Here is an 18,529-nt window from a genome sequence, read left to right on the forward strand (position 1 = left end):
GGCCGGAGTGACCGCCGGCATACCTTTTTCGCGTAAATGCGTGTATAATGAAATATGTATGCTAGGTAACCACTGATTAATTCACGCTGCGCGTCCTGACGGAGCTTTTTCCGCCTGGCTGCGTCAGCAAAACCTTGAAATAGGGGCCGCTATTCCTGCGGTTTTACTTCCTTGCCTGACGAAAAAATCTCTCGCCAGGCCGACAGGTTCATTTAATCAGTGGTTACCTAGGGTTCCGACAACTCGGAAACTACCATTTCTTCACAGGTCTTTTTCGGCAAATTTAATTTGCCGTTGCAAAGTTGGCGGAACACTGGCCCGGCGGATTTTTCAACAACGGGGTGTTACTTATCGAACAGACATATTCCTGGCGACAAAAGGCGGCTACGCTGCTGTCTATTTTATATCCGATCTTTATTACGCAGCTTGCTTATTGCGCTATTAACTTTTTTGATACGACCATGTCCGGTCACGCCAGTCCGGATGATCTGGCCGGGGTGGCCATTGGCAGCAATCTGTGGATGCCTGTCTTTACCGCCGTGGGTGGCGTGCTGCTGGCCGTGACTCCGATCATGGCCCAGCTTCATGGTGCCAAGCGTTCGGTTGAGGTTCCTGCTGTAGTCGCCCAGGGAATTTATCTGGCGCTGCTGCTGGCTGCCGCTACCATTGGCCTGGGAGCGGTCACCGTTACGGCATTGCTTGGGCAGTTAAACCTGGAACCAGCCGTATTTTCCATTGCCCAGCGTTTTCTGGGAGCTATCGCGCTGGGGGTAGCGCCTTTTTTTGTCAACATGGTGCTGCGTAATTTTATTGATGCCCTGGGCTATACGCGGGTGACCATGCTGATTGCGCTGTGTGCGCTGCCGATCAATATCTGTTTAAATTATATTCTGGTCTTCGGCAAGTTTGGCTTTCCCCGGCTGGGCGGCGTTGGCTCCGGCTATGCCTCGGCCCTGACGTATTGGTGCATCACCATCATGAGTGTGCTGGTGGTGCAAAAGGTGGCACCATTCCGGGATTACCGGCTATTGACCAACTGGTCCCGTCCGTCCTGGCCGGCGCTAAAGGAACAACTGGGCATCGGTTTGCCCATCGGCATTGCCATTTTTTGTGAGACCAGTATTTTTGGCGTAGTCGCCTTATTTATGTCCCATTTTGGGACGCTGACCATCGCCGCCCATCAGGCGGCCATTAACTTTGTTTCTTTAATTTATATGCTGCCTTTAAGCATTTCCATGGCTCTGACCATTGTCGTCGGGTTTGAGACAGGCGCCCGGCGCTTAGGCGATGCCCGGCAGTACGGTTTTCTCGGCATCGGCACGGCTGTCTGTCTGGCACTGATTTCAGCCGGTGTGTTGGTTTTATATAACGAGCCTGTGGCCGCTTTGTATTCGGACGACTCTGCCGTAAAGCTGCTGATTCAGTCCTTCCTGGTGTACGCCGCCTTTTTTCAATTGTCCGATGCGGTGGCGGCGCCTATCCAGGGAATACTGCGGGGCTACAAGGATGTGACGGTTACTTTTGTAATGGCGCTGGTTTCTTACTGGGTCATCGGCCTGCCGGTCGGTTATTGGCTGGCCGGAGACAGCAGCTATGGCGCTTACGGTTACTGGATCGGCTTTATTGTCGGCCTGGCTGCCGGTGCGGTCGGTCTGGCCGTTCGGCTGTCCTATGTGCAACGCCGGACTAGCCGGTTAACTGAGGAATAAGCAGTCATTCCGGTGTACAGGGAATGTCCACATATTGTGGCTGCAGGCGGGTTACCCGGGCGGTGGCGGCCGTCCAGTCGGTCACCTTTTCCTCCAGAACCGTCTCATTGCCGCAGCTTTCCAGGGTGAGAATTTTGACTTTTTCATAGTATTCCTTGGCGATAATCGGATAGCCGTTTAAGCGCAGGTTGTTTTCCAGGACGCCCTGCAGTGTATAATCGGCTTCGATAGCCATCGTGGTATGCAGCCGGCGCTCCACCAGTCCGGCAGCGGCCAGTCCGACGGCAGCAGCCTTGCCATAGGCGCGGATCAGCCCGCCGGCTCCCAGCTTGATGCCGCCGAAATAGCGGGTGACGACGATTACTGTATTGGTCAGGGCCGCCTTTTTCAGAACCTCCAGAATGGGGCGGCCGGCCGTGCCGCTTGGCTCGCCGTCGTCATCAGCCTTCTGGTATTGCTCGTTGTCGCCGATGATATAGGCCGAGCAGTTATGAGTAGCATCCCAGTGCTTCTTTTTGATAGTTACAATGAACTGAGCCGCCTCTGTCTCGGTTTCAGCCCGGCCGACATAAGTCAGAAACCGCGATTTGCTGATCTCGTAGGAGGCTTCGCCGGAACCGGCCACAGTACGATAGTTTGTCTGCATGTAATAAACACCTCCCTCTTAGCATACCATAACCGTTTTGCCAGACCAAGCCATATTCCTTGCGCCTGCCTGCAGAGCCTGGCTTGCCGGTTCTCTACCCTGCAGGGCAGATGTCATAGGGCAGATGCCGATCGGTGGCGGAGGATGCTTTTTATAAAAATATAAGGGAATTTTAAGATTTTTTAGGATATCCATTTACATAGGTTTACAGGATTTGATATTATTTTAACGGTATAGATAGTGTAGTGCAGTAACAAGTCCATATTTTAATCAAATCACTTGTCTGAATTTCCATCTGCTGCGTTGTCGTCAATCGGCGTAGGAACCCACTACGCCTTATTTCTCCGCCTTGCAGATGAAAATTTATCCTGCGCCCTTTGATCAAGATATGAACCTGTCACTACATTAAGTGCTTATTTTTTACAAGGGTGGAGGCAGTCAGTTACATGGAGTTACAGACAAGGACGGCAGACGGTAATAAATTTTCGGCGTTTTTCAGCCAGCTTAAGCAAAAGCTGAAGGCGCGGCAAATGGCCGAACATTATGTGCTGCTGTATGCGGTATTATCCGTTTTAATCAAGTCCGTGATTGTTGTCGGTATTGTCAATCAGACAAATTTTCTGATTCATTCCTGGATTCAGGTAGCTTATGTGGTTCCGACTTATTCGGTTTATTTTTCGTTTATGTTCATTTTCCTTTCTTTCGCTTTTTTGTTGCGTGAAAGAAAGCGGCTTTGGTATATTGTCGCTTTTGATATAGCCTGCTCATTGATGCTGCTGTTTGATTTATGGTATTTTAGAGCTTTTGGCACCTTTATTTCGATTCATATCGTCAAACAGTACGTCAATTTGCCCAATCTTTCCGGCAGTATTCTGTCGATTATCAGCCGGGAGGATATCGCCTTATTTATCGACCTGCCTTTTTTGGTGTACTGGGTTATGAAACGACCGAACTTGTACCTCCAGGCCAAACGGGCAGTTCCGGTCTGCCTCGCGCTGATTGCCGTGTCCAGCGTCTATTTGTCCTATGCCCATTATGTGTATGACCTTTCGGATGAACGGGGTAAAAGGCAGTATCTGTTTGAAATGTGCTGGGCGCCAACCCAGACGATTACCGATCTTTCGCCGCTGGGCTATCATTTGTTTGAGGCGTACAACTATCTGACTGAATGCCAGCAGCTTGTGCTGAGCGATGCCGACCGGCAGGAAATTGAGGGCTGGTATACGCAGAAGCAGGAAAATCTGCCGGGCAATTTGTATAAAGGCATGTTTAAGGGCAAAAACCTGATTGTTATTCAGGTGGAGTCGCTGGAAACCTTCTATCTAAAGAACGAACTGGACGGGCAGGAGCTTACACCGAATTTAAACCGCCTGCTTAAGCATAGCATTTTCTTCCCCGAGTTTTTCGAACAGGTCAATGTGGGAACAACCTCCGATGCTGAGTTCATGGCTAATACGTCGGTGTACCCGGTCCGCATGGGCGCTACCTATTTCCGCTATCCTGACAATACTTACAATTCGCTGCCCAAGCTGTTTGACCGGCGCGGCTACTCGGTCATGGCCGCCCACCCCGATAACCGGGGCTATTGGAACTGGATGCATGCCATGCATTCCATCGGTTACGACAATTGTATTGATTCCAACTATTTTGTGGCCGATGAGATTATCGGCCTGGGCCTAAGCGACGCTTCTTTTCTACGCCAGCTTGAGCCGTTTATCAAGGAACAGCAGCAGCCATTCTTTACCTTTCTGATTACGCTGACCAATCATGGACCCTTTGAACTGCCGGACAAGTACAAGGTACTTTCGGTAGATAAGAAGTTCGCGGGGACCAAAATGGGAGCCAGCTTCCATACTGTGCGGTATACGGATGAACAGATTGGTAAATTCCTGGACAAACTGGATGCCGATGGCTTGTTGGATAACACGGTGGTTGTCATTTATGGCGATCATAACGGGGTACATAAATTCTACAGCGAGGAAATTCCCACTATCAAGCCAGCCGACGACTGGTGGTTTTCTAACAATCACCGGGTGCCTTTCCTTATTTATCAAAAAAACATGGCCGGCGAGGAAGTCTGGACCCGCGGCGGGCATATTGATATTCTGCCGACTATTGCCTATATCATGGGGATTGATGAGGCAGAATACGCCCGGACGGCGATGGGCCGCAATCTCCTAAATACCAACAAGGATTTTGCCGTGCTGGTGGACGGGCAGGTTGTCGGGGAAGCCGGCAGCCCGGCGGAAAAGGATCATGCCGTACGGGGACTGGAAGTAGCCGATAAGATTATCCGGAGCAGTTATTTTGGTAAGCGTTGATCCTCCTGGTTCCGTTCTAAGCATGGTCATCTGCTATGCTTACCACGGCGATAAATCGTATTGATTGTCATGTTTCCTTAGATCGTTTTACTTCGTACTTTTGCCATGATGCAAAAGTACCAAAAAAATAGGGTGCTCTGTGTCACCTAAATACATGGATAATCTTGCAGTCTTTTTTCGCCCTGCTTCGTTGTCATCGCCTTGCATATGTCCGATATGCGCGACTCCTCCGCCTTGCAGGGCAAAAAAATCCTTGCAACCTTATCTAATGATTTAAGTAACGCAGAGCACCAGGCCTGAACTCCAAAAAGCTTGAAAAAATAGTACCTTCCTAAAAATCCGAAACTCGCTTCGCTCAAACAGTCGGATTTTCTTAACGGAAGGTACTATTTTTTCATCCTGCGGACCGCCTTTTTCCGTAACGGCCGGGAAGGTGCTCGTCTGGCTGTGTTGTGGCAATGAGGCGAGGTATTGCTATTCAAGATCATGGTTTTATTATTACGCGGTCGGTTCCAGCACGGTTAGAAAGACCTGGACCAGTTCGGGGTCGAACTGGCTGCCGGCGCAGCGCCGGAGTTCGAGCTGTGCCTCTTCGGTAGTTTTAGCCTGCCGGTACGGCGTAGTACGCTGCATGGCGTCATAGGCGTCGGTGATGGCGATGATGCGGCTGAGCAGCGGGATTTTAGGGCCCTCAATACCACAGGGATAACCGGTACCATCCCAGCGCTCATGGTGGGCGGCGATAAAGTCGGACACATTAAACAGTTCGGGGATGGCTTTGGCGATCCGGCTGCCGATTTCCGGATGCCGCTTGATTTCCAGCCATTCCCGTTCGGTCAGCGGTCCGGGTTTTATCAGGATATCCTTGGCGATGCCGACTTTTCCCACATCATGATACTGAGCGGCCAGGGACAGTTGCTGCATTTCCCGCCTGGTAAGCTGCAGTTTTTCACCGATCAGGGAAGACCATTGCTGGATGGCATCGGCGTGGGCCGTATGATGATGATCCCGCAGCTCGGCTGTCTGGATGAGGGTGGATAATAGGATTTGCCGTGTTTTTTTGCGGTTTTTCTCTTTGTTTTGATACATCATATCATCGGCCTGGTTGAGAAGCTGGTTCAACTCTGACGGCTGCGTGGCCGTGGCGCTGCCGGTGGAGGCGGCGATAGGCAGCTCGGGGCGCAGGGTATTGTACATATTCAGGGAGGTTCCCAGCTTGTCCAGGCAGGTGCGGACGGTTATTTCGGTGGCACCGGGCAGTAATACGATGAATTCATCGCCGCCGATCCGGGCAATGATGTCTTCCAGACGGAAGCTGTCGGCCAGCAGCCGGGCAAAGGTGCGGATCAGTTCGTCGCCGGCCTGGTGCCCCAGTGTATCGTTAATTAATTTCAAACCGTCCACATCACAGACGACCAGACTGAGCGGGACTTGCTGGGCCGCGGTCAGGTGATCCCACTGCGTTTCAAAATAGGTCCGATTATACAGTCCGGTGAGCTGATCACGGGTACTGAGCAGGCGGTATTTGGATTCGGCCTGGGACAGTGCCTGGTTGCTGCTATGCAGCAGCGCAACATGCTCCCGGATGGTGCCCATCATGCTGTTGAAGGCGATGCAGAAGCGGCGTAGTTCGTTAGGCGACGTCAGATAGCTGTATTCCGGGATGGGCTGCGAGTAGTCGTGGTTTTGCACCCGTTGAGCGGCCGCTGACAGGTGAACAATGGGTTGTCCCAGATTTAGCGCCAGCAGCCAGGTTAAGAGCAAGGTGGTGAAGAGTACCAGCACGGCACCCCACAGGAGGTGCTGGATTTGCTGGTAGTAGGGGGCGAGCGCTTCCGCCTCGTCGATTTCACAAAGGATAATCACGTTATACTCGGGAATCCATTGATAGGAGCCGATGACTTGTCGTCCGCGATGGTCTTGGTAGACACCAATGCCGGATAGTTTATTTTTGGCCCGCAGGAAGCCCTGGTTGTTTTTAATCGTACCTTTATCGGTGGCGTCCAGCCGGGAGGCGGCAATAATGGAGCCTTTACCGTCCAGAAGATAGCCTTTGCTGCTTTCGCTGGGGTGGAAGCCCTGCATAATAATGCCCAGTGTATCGACCGAAACAGAGGCGAATACCAGGCCGTTCAGTTGGTTGTTGTAGTCGAAGACCGGATTGGCAAAGACTAAAAGATTGCGGCCGGTCATCTTGCCGGCCAATATGTCGCTGACAAAGGGTTTTCCCTCCAGCGAAGCCCGGAAATAATCACGGTCCTGTATGTTGACGCCGGGAGGAAACAAGGTGTCCAGCTCGGTGATACCGTCTTTGTCAGCGTATGTATAGCTGGAAAAATCCTGGCTGCTGTTCAGGTTGGAGTGAAAATCGGCGAGCATCCTTGCCTTGTCGTGGGAACGGACTGAATCGAGCCGGGATAGTACTGTCACATCCGCGGCCCGCTCCCGGTACCAGTTCTGCACCGACTGAAGCTGCATGCTCATGGCCTGCAGCAGCAGCCGTTCGGCCGCTTCATAAGTCCGCTCCCTTTCATTCCAGCAATAAATGGCGGACAGTACGATGGTTAGCAGCAATACGATGCCAAGATTCCAGACGATCAGGCGGGACTTTAAGGAATGGTTTTTGATAGCTGACAATAGCACCGAATGTAAGCGGTTCATAAATCCTCCTTAGACGGAAAGGCCAGGGCAGGATAGTTGCCATTTTCCGTGATTTTGAAGGCGAGAATAATGAGGCGTTAGGAAGTAAGCGCGTCGATCAGAAGTCCGATGTTTAGCAGGCTGACAATAATTCCGATTACGGCAAGGATTACTTTTAGACGCAGCTTATTGGCATATTTGCCCATGACGCGGTGCGAAGAGGTCAGATAGATTTGCAAAAAGATGGTAATCGGCAACTGGATGCTGAGTATGATTTGCGAGTATACCAGACCGATAAACGGATCAGAGATAAAGTAAATAACCAGCACGGCGAAAAAGTAAGTAAGGGCCACGCCCCAGCGGGTATGGACGTCTTTGATGTTGTACGGTTCCCGGAAGATGCCGGCGAAAATGCTGCCTGCCGCCATACCGGCCGTACTGGTGGAGGAAAAACCGGCAAATAAGAGGGCCAGGGCAAATATAACCGAGGCGGTGTTACCTAAGAGCGGCCGCAGCATCTGTTCGGCCTGTTCCAGGGTATCGACATGCAGGCCTGCCTGATAGAAGGTGGCGGCAGCTACGAGGATCATGGCGCTGTTGATCGCCCAGCCAAGCAGCATGGAAAAGAGGGTATCGAAAAATTCGTATTTCAGTTGTTTTTGAATCATTGCTTCGTCTTCCAGGTTCCACTGGCGGCTTTGGATAATTTCCGAATGCAAAAATAGATTGTGCGGCATGACGACAGCACCTAACACACTCATGACAATTGGCATGGCGCCGGGCGGAATGTCGGGAGTGACCCAGCCGCGGGCGGCCTGCAGCCAGTCAATATTAGCCAGGCTGAGCTCCAGCAGAAAGGAAAAGCCAATGAGGGAGACAAAGCCGACAATCCATTTTTCCAGCCGTTGATAGGAGCTGGTTAAGAGCAGCACGCCCGAGGTAAGCGCTGCTGCTACCGTGCCGACCAACAGCGGCAGATCGAACAGAATGCGGAGTGCAATGGCCGCGCCCAGAATTTCCGCTACGGCGGTGGCAATAGCGGCGCCAACCGCCGAAAGCAGAACCAAACGGGACAGCCATTTCGGTAAAAATATTGTCGCGGCTTCGGATAAGCAGTAGCCTGTGGCAATGCCTAAGTGAGCTACATTATGTTGCAGGACGATGAGCATGACCGTGGACAGGGTAACCATCCAGAGTAAAAGATAGCCATAATCGGCGCCGGCCGCGATATTGGCGGCCCAGTTGCCGGGGTCGATAAAACCGACGGTAACCAAAATGCCGGGGCCAAGATAACGCAACAGTTCCCGGGCTCTTACATCCGGCACGTGGATAGATTTGGGAAAAATACGGGACCAGTTCAGCAGAAACACCTCCAAATACAGTTAATCAGTCTATTCGCTAACAAGGGGCTAACTCCTGCCCGGCATTTTGCCGGAAAGAGCGAGGTAGTGGGCAGGAAAATGAAAGAATCTAGCGAAAATATGACTAAAATAGATATTACTGGATAATTTGTTGCGAAAATTAGTTCGGCCAGAAGTCGGCCGGGCAGGAAAGTCCGGCCGACGGCAGCCGGGCAATGCCAGGGAATGCTATAGTATATGACGGTTAGGCGGTACATCATGCAAGAGGCAGCCGGTAAAGACGGCAGGTGAGCCCGGTTTTGGCGGCTGTCGGTACGTAGGGTATTACTTGATGAATTTAATATATTTTCTTATGACGGTCAGACGTGAAAGGGTCGTGCCGGTTGGAGGGGAAGCTGGTGAAGAAATACGGATGCCGTAGTTACAGGGAGAAGATGAAAGGAAGATACCGTCAGCATATCAGGCGTGCCCTGGCGCCCGGCTTTGCGGCAGGGGAATGGCGTAAAGCCGGGCGGGTTTTTCTGGAGGTAGCCAATGATATTGCCTGGGAATGGGATATGGTTACTAACCGGCTGCTATTTGCGGAACGTTGCCGGGAGGAGCTGCATATCCGGAACGAGTACGGCGGATTTGAGGAGTTTGCCGCACTGATTCCACAGGAGGATCAGGAACTGGTCCGCTCAACGCTGGCGGAATGTTTGGCCCGCCATAGCGGAATGTTTATTTTCGAGTGCCGGATCATGACCTCCCAGGGTTTGAAATGGGTGATTATGCGGGGCAAGGCGGCCTTTGGCAGCGGCGGTAAGCCCTTGTGGCTGGCCGGAGCGGTCACCGATGTGACTCATGGTAAAATGCAGGAGGAAGCTATCCGCTATCTGACCTATTTTGATGTAGTGACAGGTCTGCCGAACCGGATTTCCATGCAGGAGACGCTTCATCTGGTTTTGCGGGAAAAACGGAACCGCGGCGCGATCCTGTATTTTGATGTGGACAAGTTTAAGGCGATCAATGATACGCTGGGTGTCTCTTTGGGTGATAATATTCTTTTTATGGTGGCCGAAATGTTACGGGAACGGATGGGATCACAGCATTTTCTGGCGAAAGTGGGTGACGATGAATTTGTCATTCTGCTCAATGACATCAACGACCGGGCATCCGTTCAGACCTATGCCAAACATATTCTTGCCTGCTTTGCCGAACCGCTGAAGGTGGGCAACCGGTCGATCCGGATTGCGATCAGTGTCGGTATTGCGCTGTTGCCGGAGGACGGGACAACGATGGAGACGCTGATCAAGCATGCCGAGCTGGCGCTTAGCCGGGCGAAGGGACAGCCCGATAACCGGATTGCCTTTTTTGAACAGTCGATGGCGGATGAGGCTTACCGGAAGCTGGTGCTGGAAGAGGACTTGCGCCACGCTTTAAATAACGGCGAACTGCTGCTTTACTATCAGCCGATTGTCGATTGTTCGAACGGCAGGGTAAGCGGGTTTGAGGCTTTGCTACGTTGGAACAGTCCGCAGCTTGGCATGGTTTCGCCGCTCCAGTTTATTCGGCTGGCTGAGGAGACGGGCTTGATTATTCCCATTGGCCTGTGGGTGCTGCAGCAGGGCTGTGCTTTTTTGGCCCGGCTGCACCGGGCCGGTTATGCGGATATGCTGCTGTCGGTTAATGTTTCCATCATTCAGCTTTTGCAAAGCGATTTTGTCGAAAGTATGTGGGCCGTGGTTAGAGATGCCGGCATACCGCCGGAACACATCGCCTTTGAGATTACGGAAGGGCTGCTGATGGAAACCTTCGAGGCCAATAGTGAGAAGCTGCGGCTATTGCGGCAGCGGGGGATGAAAATCCACCTGGACGATTTTGGCACAGGCTATAGCTCGTTAAAGTATCTGCAAAATTTGCCGGTCGATTTGGTCAAGATTGACAAGTCGTTTATTGACGAACTGGAAGGCAATGCGCAGACGGTTCCGCTGGTTGATTCCATCATTGCACTGGTTCACCGGCTGGGGCTGCAAACGGTGGCCGAAGGGGTGGAAACCGGGCTGCAGCACAGCCGGCTTGCCTGTTTCGGCTGTGACCGGATTCAGGGTTATCTGATCAGCAAGCCGATGCCGGAAGAACAGGTGCTGCCCTTTTTGAAGGCATATAAGCCACGGCAAGACAATAAGTAGTACATAGTAGCTTCTTTTAAGTAACAAGCTGCAGCTATTTTGGCGAGAGGCTGCCGGGGAAAGCGTGATTCGGATTATCATAATCAGCAATAGGAGGGAATGGAATGAGTCGAAAGACGTTTACGGTACTGTTTGGCGGTCAGGCAGGTTATGGCATTATGAGTGCGGGAAATCTGGTGGCAAAGGCCGGGGGACGAAATGGACTGTGGGCTTTTCAGGTCAATGAATATCCTTCGCTGATCAAGGGCGGTTTGAATACCTGTCTGGTACGGTTAAGTGACCAGCCGCTGCAGGCTTATGAGGAAGAACTGGACTGTCTGGGGGCGCTGTCACAGGAGGCGCTGGATCAAAACTACAACAAGCTGCGACCGGGAGCCTTGGTCATTTATGATAAGGATGTGGTTAAAGCCGATATGGCTAACATACCAGCCGGTGTCCGGCTGTATCCGGTTAAATTGATCGGCCTGCTGCCCGGTGATGCGGCCAAGGTTATGGCTAACAGCGCCATGCTGGGCGCCTTTTGCGCCATTACCGGCTACCCGCTGGCAGCGATTGCCGCGGCTATGCGGTCGGAGTTTAAGAAGCCTGCCGTCCAGGAGCAAAACATCCAGCTTTTAGAGACGACCTTTGCGGCAGTTGGCGAGGAGTACGGCGAGGAACGGCAAAAGGCCTTTGCGTTTTCCCTTGCTCCCGATAAGCGGAAGAAAATGCTGATTAACGGCAATGACGCCATTTCCATGGGCGCCATCAAGGCGGGGGTTAAATTTGCCGCCGGCTATCCCATGACACCCGGCTCCAGCGTACTGACCTACCTGGCTGATCATGCCGAAAAGTTCGGCCTTGTTTTTAAGCAGGCCGAGGATGAAATCGCGGCGGTCAATATGCTGATTGGCGCTGGCTTTGCCGGTGCCAGGGCGATAGCTGCCACCAGCGGCGGCGGATTTTCGCTGATGGTGGAGGCGCTGGGCTTTGCCGCCCAGGCGGAAGTGCCGATCGTTATTGTAAACGCCCAGCGGGGCGGTCCGAGCACCGGCTTGCCGACCCGCACGGCCCAGGCTGACCTCTCCTTTGTGGTTCATGCCTCACAGGGGGAATTTCCCCGCATTGTCATGGCTCCCGGTGATGTGGAGGAGTGCTTCTTTGAAACCGTCCGGGTGTTCAATCTGGCGGAAAAATACCAGATGCCCGGCATTATTCTCACCGATAAATATCTGGCCGATTCGGCCCTGACCCATGACTATTTTGACGATGTCAAGGTAAGGGTGGAGCGGGGCAAGCTGGTCGATGAAGAGTGGCTGGCCGGCAATCAGCCCTACCTGCGCTACCGGCTGACGGAAGACGGCGTATCGCCGCGGGCCGTTCCCGGACAGAAGGGCGGCCGGCATATTGCCACAAGCTATACCCATGGTGAAGACGGCTTTTACAGTTCGGGCAACCGGGAATATGCGGCCCGGGAGCCGGAAGTTACGGCAGCAGGCCTGGATAAGTTGTTTAACAAGGTGCCGGCCCTGCTGGCGGAAATCCCCGGCATTAAGCTGCACGGACCGGCTGAGGCCGAGTTGACGGTGATTAGCTGGGGTTCGACGAAAGGGGCTATTCTTGAAGCTATGACGGAATTGGCTGCAGCGGGGCATAACGTTAATTTCCTGCAAATCCTTTATCCGTCGCCTTTCCCGGCCGACGCGGTAAGCGAGGTGCTGGAAGGATGCAACAAGACACTGTTGATCGAATGCAATAAAACGGCGCAGATGGGAGCTTTGCTCAGAGCTCATACCGGTTATGCGCCTGATGCGGTCTATCTGAAATATGATTCGCGGCCCATGGTGCCATCGCAAATTGCCGCTCGAATCAAGGAGGTGATCGGCTAATGGAAGAACTGAAAACACCCTATACTCCTACCTGGTGTCCCGGCTGCGGTGACTATGGGATTTTGAACGGACTGAAAAAAGCCCTGGCGTCGCTGCCGGAGGGACCGGAAAATATCGCCCTGGTTAGCGGCATCGGCTGTGCGCCCAAGATCGCCCAGTATGTCAACACCTACCGGATTGAAACGCTGCATGGCCGTACACTGCCGGTGGCTACAGGCCTAAAGCTGGCCAACCGGAATCTGACCGTCATTGCCGAAGGCGGCGACGGCGATGGGATGGGCTTGGGCATGGGGCATTTTATTCATACGGCCCGGCGCAATCTGGATATTGCCTACTTCATTCACAACAATCAGGTCTATGGCCTGACCAAGGGCCAGACTTCGCCGACCAGCGAAATGGGCATGACAACTAAATTTACCCCGCCACCCAAGGGGAATGTGGAACATTCGATCAATATCGTCCATATGGCCTTGCACGCCGGTGCCACTTTTGTCGCCCGTTCCTTTTCGGCCGATGCGAAGCTGGCCGATATCCTGGTCCAGGCCGTCCAGCACAAGGGCTTTGCTGTGGTCGATATCCTGCAGCCTTGCGTATCCTTTAACAAGGTCAACAGCTATCAGTGGTATATGGACAGGGTTTATCCGCTGCAGAGTCTGCCCGACTACAATTCTGCTGATTTTGCGAAGGCCGCCGAGTTGTCGACACAGTGGGGTGAAAAGATCCCCATCGGCGTCTTTTATCAGACCGAACGGCCTGTCTTCGAAGACTCGCTGCCGCAACTGGCCGGGGAACCCTTGGTCAAACAGCCCATTGACACTATTAACATTCATAGTCTGATGGATGAACTGGCATGATTCTTTTCACTTGCCGTATACTAGTACATTGTCAATTCTAAAACTGTGGGCATAATGGCGAGGCTATTTTTTTGCAAGACGAGGCGGAGAAAGGAGGCATACCGGAAGTATGCTGACTGACGACAACGAAGGCTTGCGGAAAATAGACCGTCAGTATTCACAGGATTAGGGTTGGCAAGGTACTAACGTAAAGGTGGTGATTTCATGGAAAATGAACTCAACCAGGAGATAATGGATAAACTGACCAAGGTATGCCTGTGCAAGGGTATTAGCCGGGCTACCATGAAGGAGGCGATCGCCGGCGGTGCCGATACGGTGGAGAAGGTACGGAAGGTGACCGGCGCCGGCTCAGGTTCCTGTGGCGGACGGCGCTGTACGCCGAAGATCGAGGAACTGTTGGCCGCGGCGGCAAACGCCGAATAAAAAAATCCTGCAATTCAGCCGTCGGGGCGGGTTGCAGGATTTTTTTCATTTATAGGCGGTATTTTGGCGTTTAGTGTTGATTGTCGGCCAAATGCCTGAGCGGTCGCGGATTGACGAACAACCGGGTTTTCTTTATAGTGGTAAATAGCTTAATTTTGCGAGAATAGTCGCTTTTGAAATGAAGGAGTTATACGATGCAGGTTTCTGGGGAGGCAAAAGGGTTTTCCCTTTTGCAGATGCATGATTTTCGATGTTTTTGGCTGTCCAGGGTAGCCAGTGTCCTGGCTTATCAGATGCTGAGCGTGGCCGTCGGCTGGCAGATCTATGATCTGACAAACAGTACTTTCTATTTGGGCATTGCCGGGCTGTTGCAATTCCTGCCGATGGTTTTGTTGATGCTGCCTGCCGGCCATGTGATTGACCGCTACAACCGGACGCTTATTATCCGGTTGTGTCAATTGAGTGAGGGACTTGGTGTTTTTCTGCTGGCCGCTGGCAGTTTGACCGGGTGGCTTACTAAGGAAACGATTTTGTCGCTGGTCTTTCTTATCGGGGCGGCCCGCACGTTTGAGATGCCGTGCATGCAAGTGCTGTTGACGGGGGTTGTGGACCGGGAGGTTTTGCCCCAGGCGCTCGCTCTTGCCGCTTCGTCGTCCCAGACGGCGGTCATTGCCGGGCCGGCGCTGGGCGGTTTGCTGTATACCTATGGGCCGGGAATCGTGTTTGCCTGTGTGAGCGGGCTGTACTTTCTGTCAATTTTCTTCCTGGGTAGAATTAGAAAGAAGCAGGAAGCGGTAAAAAGTGAGAAACCGGATTTGCGGTCAGCCCTGCTGGGACTTTCATTTATCCGCAGCAGGCCGGTCATTTTAGGCGCCATTTCTCTGGATTTGTTTGCGGTTCTATTGGGCGGTGCCACTGCTTTGCTGCCGGTTTTTGCCAGAAAAATCCTGCTCGTCGGTCCGGCAGGCTTGGGACTATTGCGTTCCGCGCCGGCGGTGGGGTCGGTGCTGATGGCTTTGTTTTTAGCCCACCGGCCGCTGCAAAACCAGGTTGGCCGGAAAATGTTTCTGGCCGTCATGGTGTTTGGCCTGGCGACCATTGCCTTTGCCTTATCCACCTCATTTGCCCTGTCGATTGGCGCACTGATTGTGCTGGGAACGGCGGACACAATCAGCGTGGTCGTGCGCGGTGCGCTAGTGCAACTGAACACGCCTGATGAAATGCGCGGCCGGGTCAGTGCGGTTAATGCTTTGTTCGTGGGTACGTCCAATCAGTTAGGCGAGTTTGAATCAGGCATGGCCGCTACCTGGCTGGGGCTGGTTCCTTCGGTTGTCTTAGGCGGGGTGGCTACCGTACTTGTCGCGCTTATTTGGATGAGATTATTTCCCTCGCTGAAAAACATTCAGCGCCTGGAAAGCAACGTGTAAGGACAGCATTAGTAGCGGCGCTTTGGCTACCTATTCAGGATAGATATAGGCGGCAAAGTCGGTAAGCCGATCCAGCGGCAATTGTTCGAGATATTGTTCGCCGGCGATACTTTTTTCCACAATCAGTTTATCCGGATAGACGGCACGGACCAGACTCAAGGCGGCTATCTTGCCGTCCTTATAGGTGAGCAGCAGGGCGTTGGGTTTGGCTGCCCGAGGGTCAAAGGATACGGTGAGACCTTGCGCCTCCGTCAGCGTAATCCATTCCTCCGGATCGGCCGACCAGGCAATTGGGGTTTGGCTGTGACTGTCAAAGGTTTTAAGCAGGGGGATGAGCGGCGAGTTGCCGGGCAGTCCTTTGTAGGCTTCAGTGCCGGCCGAAGCCTGAGACGGCGCGAAGGAAGGCGCCGCAGAACCGGCTTTGCGGGGCAGAATCAAACCCTCCAGGCGGTAGCCGCCAGTGTCTTTATCGGCAAAATCCAGCCGAAAGCGGGAAGGCAGGCCTTCCACATTGGGCATTTTGTAGCATACATAGGACGGATGCAGTTCGGTGATCACACCGAGATAGGTGCCATAGCTGTCGCTGAGTACCAGCAGAGCGCCGATCTCAGCCGACGTTAATGTTTTGGTGGTAAGCCATTGCTGCTTTTGCGCTGCCGCCAGCCAGTTTTTGAGGACCGGCGGCGTTTTTTTATTGACCGGCCCGGTCGGCCAGTCGGCCCCCGGTGTCGGCGCAAAGGCGTCAAATTCCCGCAGGGCGTAAGCCGGATACCAGGTTAAGGGCAGGTCTTTATACAGCTCGCCGGTGTCGGCCCGGCTGTAGGACTGGACTTCATAAGTCAGGTCTTCGGCCGCTGTCTGGGCGGCAGCCACCGGAGTCCAAGTCAGCCAGAGACAGAACAGGACGAGAAACGGCATAAAACGACGCATGCGATCAACTCCTTAAGGCAGGCAGCGATACCTTGTGTCACTGGATACCAGCCTGTCATGTATTCTTATTATAGCATATAAAGAAGGCCTGACAGGAGGTATGCTGTCAGGCCTTTAGGGCGTGTTTTCAAACTAACGGAATGATCCATGGCGAGTGATTTTTGCGCCAGACGAAATAAATTTTGGCAGGAATAGAGGCCCCTATTTCAAAAAGATTTAGTGAAGTATGGCACAAAAAGCGCCGCCAGAGAGCGTTTTGGATAGCTTGAAAACACGCCCTAGGGTGGAATATCGTGATTGAGTGTTAAGCGATAGAGGAAGCGGCGGACGGCGCCTGCAGGGCCAGTTCGACCAGGTCGGCCAGGCCGTCGGGTTCGAGAGCGGCGCGGCCGACAAAGAGACCGTCCACCTCGGGCAGTAAGGACAGTCCCGCGGCGTTTTGCCGGTTGACGCTGCCGCCGTAGAGCAGCGGGATGGCTTGAGCTACCGTAGTGCCATATTTTTCGGTTAGCAGCCGGCGGAGCAAGACGTGAACCTGTGCCACATGGGCCGGTGAGGCGGCCTCGGTGGCGCCGATGGCCCAGAGCGGCTCATAGGCCAGGATGATGTTGGCTGCCGCCGCCGGTTCGAGACCGGCCAACAGCTGCAGCAGCTGATAGCGCAGAAAGGCTTCGGTCAAATCCCAGGTTTCCCGTTTTTCTTCGCCCAGGCAGATAATCGGCGACATATTATTACGCAGCACGGCATGGATTTTCCAATTGGCTGTTTCGTTGGTTTCACTGAACCAGCGCCGCCGTTCTTGGTGATTGATTTCGACAAACTGGCAGCCGATTTCTTTTAGCATAGGCGCCGATACTTCGCCGGTAAAAGCACCGGCGTCGTCCCAGTGGACATTTTGAGAACCGAACAGGAGCGGGCTGTCGCTCTCTTGCAGAAACCGCCGCGTTTCCGATAGGGCGCTGAACGGTGGCAGGATAAAGACAGAGGTGGAGACGTCTTTGAGCCGTTCCTGCAGGCGCTGCAAGTAAGCCAGTGCCTCCTGGTTGGTTTTGTTCATTTTCCAGCTTGTGCCGATGAGGGGCTTGCGGTAGGGGCTGTTGTTGCTGGTCATACCGGATCACTCCCGTTGGCTTGAATTAGGTTGACATACAGTCCGGTCACCCGGATGGACTCTTCCATACTTTTGGAACTGGCCAGGCCTTTGCCGGCAATGTCGAAGGCCGTGCCGTGGTCGACCGAGGTGCGGACGAAAGGCAGACCGACGGTCACGCTGACCGTCCGGGCCAGGTCGTGCACCTTGGCGGCAATATGGCCCTGGTCATGGTAGAGCGACAAGACGGCATCGCACTGATCGATGTCAAACAAGCGGAAGATCGAGTCGGCCGGAATGGGGCCCATAGCCCGGATGCCCTTTTCCTGAGCGGTTTTGACCGCCGGGGCCAGTGCCGTCATTTCCTCGTCGCCGCACAGGCCCTGTTCGCCGCCGTGGGGATTGAGCGCAGCTACTGCCAGGCGGGCGTTGGGCAGACCCAGCCGTTTCATGGCGGCCGCGCAGTTTTCGATAAAGGGCAGCACATTCTCATAGGTGACATACTGGCAGGCCTTTAAGAGGGACAGATGGCGGCTGAGGAAGAAAATCCGCATTTTGTTGACATGAAACATGGTAACCGCCTTGGGCGAATCGGTCAGACCGGTAAACATTTCGGTGTGACCGATATAAGGAATGCCGGCCTGGTGGATAGCTTCCTTCTGGATCGGGGCGGTGGCGATGCCGTCAATTCTTTTGTCCAGTGCCAGGGCAATCGCTGTTTTGATATAGTCGTAGGCAGCCTGACCGGCGGTGGCGCTGATGACACCGAAGGGCACAGCGTCGGGCTGCACGTTGTCGATATCCAGCACGTCAACGGTGCCGGGCCGGTAGGTGCCGTCCGCCGGAGCGGCGACAGCCTGCACGATCAGTTGGCTGTTGGTGACGAGCAAGGCCCGTTCAACGATTTTTTTGCTGCCGATAATTAGCGGGCGAACCTGCTGGTAGATGTCCGGGTTGGCCAGCGAGCGGACGACGATTTCCGGGCCGATACCCGCCGGATCGCCGATGGTGATGCCGATAAGTGGACGCATGGGGAAAACACTCCTTTATTGTCAGACAAGCGGTGCCGGCCAGGCTGGCGGCCACTTG

General features: G+C 53.6%; 13 protein-coding genes. 7 read left to right on the plus strand and 6 right to left on the minus strand.

Annotation, left to right across the window (positions count from 1 at the left end; genetic code table 11):
* Positions 1-302 precede the first annotated feature (302 nt).
* Positions 303-1,709: an MATE family efflux transporter gene (locus BMW43_RS13415; protein WP_245732458.1), complete on the plus strand. Its 1,407-nt coding sequence runs from the start codon at positions 303-305 to the stop codon at positions 1,707-1,709.
* A gap of 4 nt (positions 1,710-1,713) precedes the next feature.
* On the opposite strand, the gene BMW43_RS13420 is transcribed toward BMW43_RS13415, so the two are convergent.
* Entirely contained in the window at positions 1,714-2,355 is a 642-nt protein-coding gene (locus BMW43_RS13420) for a YigZ family protein (protein ID WP_091748453.1), read from the minus strand.
* A 446-nt stretch (positions 2,356-2,801) separates the two neighbouring features.
* Here BMW43_RS13420 and BMW43_RS13425 point away from each other — a divergent pair, with 446 nt between their 5' ends.
* Positions 2,802-4,676 carry an LTA synthase family protein gene (locus BMW43_RS13425; protein ID WP_091748456.1) on the plus strand — a complete coding sequence of 625 codons (1,875 nt, stop codon included), beginning with the start codon at positions 2,802-2,804 and terminating at the stop codon, positions 4,674-4,676.
* Between the two features lie 498 nt (positions 4,677-5,174).
* Here BMW43_RS13425 and BMW43_RS13430 read toward each other — a convergent pair whose 3' ends face one another.
* Complete coding sequence (locus tag BMW43_RS13430) at positions 5,175-7,337, minus strand: diguanylate cyclase (protein WP_091748459.1); 2,163 nt, start codon at positions 7,335-7,337, stop codon at positions 5,175-5,177.
* A 77-nt stretch (positions 7,338-7,414) separates the two neighbouring features.
* Positions 7,415-8,614: an Nramp family divalent metal transporter gene (locus tag BMW43_RS13435; RefSeq protein ID WP_245732460.1), complete on the minus strand. Its 1,200-nt coding sequence runs from the start codon at positions 8,612-8,614 to the stop codon at positions 7,415-7,417.
* 461 nt (positions 8,615-9,075) lie between these two features.
* Between BMW43_RS13435 and BMW43_RS13440 the strand changes: the two genes are divergently transcribed.
* From BMW43_RS13440 to BMW43_RS13460, 5 genes are all read left to right on the plus strand, one after another.
* Complete coding sequence (locus BMW43_RS13440; RefSeq protein WP_143050622.1) at positions 9,076-10,848, plus strand: putative bifunctional diguanylate cyclase/phosphodiesterase; 1,773 nt, start codon at positions 9,076-9,078, stop codon at positions 10,846-10,848.
* Positions 10,849-10,952: 104 nt separating this feature from the next.
* On the plus strand, positions 10,953-12,716 hold the full coding sequence (locus BMW43_RS13445; protein ID WP_091748465.1) for a 2-oxoacid:acceptor oxidoreductase subunit alpha: 1,764 nt from the start codon (positions 10,953-10,955) through the stop codon (positions 12,714-12,716).
* Complete coding sequence (locus BMW43_RS13450; RefSeq protein ID WP_091748467.1) at positions 12,716-13,570, plus strand: 2-oxoacid:ferredoxin oxidoreductase subunit beta; 855 nt, start codon at positions 12,716-12,718, stop codon at positions 13,568-13,570. The genes BMW43_RS13445 and BMW43_RS13450 overlap by 1 nt, the downstream gene beginning before the upstream one ends.
* Positions 13,571-13,774: 204 nt before the next feature.
* Positions 13,775-13,993, plus strand: coding sequence for a (2Fe-2S)-binding protein (locus tag BMW43_RS13455; protein ID WP_091748470.1), 219 nt, complete (start codon positions 13,775-13,777; stop codon positions 13,991-13,993).
* A gap of 194 nt (positions 13,994-14,187) precedes the next feature.
* Positions 14,188-15,420, plus strand: coding sequence for an MFS transporter (locus BMW43_RS13460; RefSeq protein ID WP_091748471.1), 1,233 nt, complete (start codon positions 14,188-14,190; stop codon positions 15,418-15,420).
* Between the two features lie 30 nt (positions 15,421-15,450).
* Here the strand turns inward: BMW43_RS13460 and BMW43_RS13465 are convergent, their stop codons facing one another.
* The 3 genes from BMW43_RS13465 to pdxA all read right to left on the minus strand — a co-directional run bounded on the left by BMW43_RS13465 (position 15,451) and on the right by pdxA (position 18,471).
* On the minus strand, positions 15,451-16,350 hold the full coding sequence (locus tag BMW43_RS13465; RefSeq protein WP_091748473.1) for a hypothetical protein: 900 nt from the start codon (positions 16,348-16,350) through the stop codon (positions 15,451-15,453).
* A gap of 304 nt (positions 16,351-16,654) precedes the next feature.
* Positions 16,655-17,461 (minus strand): triose-phosphate isomerase, encoded by an 807-nt coding sequence (gene tpiA / locus BMW43_RS13470; RefSeq protein ID WP_091748475.1) that lies wholly within the window; start codon positions 17,459-17,461, stop codon positions 16,655-16,657.
* Positions 17,458-18,471: a 4-hydroxythreonine-4-phosphate dehydrogenase PdxA gene (pdxA, locus tag BMW43_RS13475; protein ID WP_091748477.1), complete on the minus strand. Its 1,014-nt coding sequence runs from the start codon at positions 18,469-18,471 to the stop codon at positions 17,458-17,460. The genes tpiA and pdxA overlap by 4 nt, the downstream gene beginning before the upstream one ends.
* Positions 18,472-18,529 lie beyond the last annotated feature (58 nt).

This window comes from Propionispora vibrioides (assembly GCF_900110485.1).
GTDB classification, from domain to species: Bacteria; Bacillota; Negativicutes; order Propionisporales; family Propionisporaceae; genus Propionispora; species Propionispora vibrioides.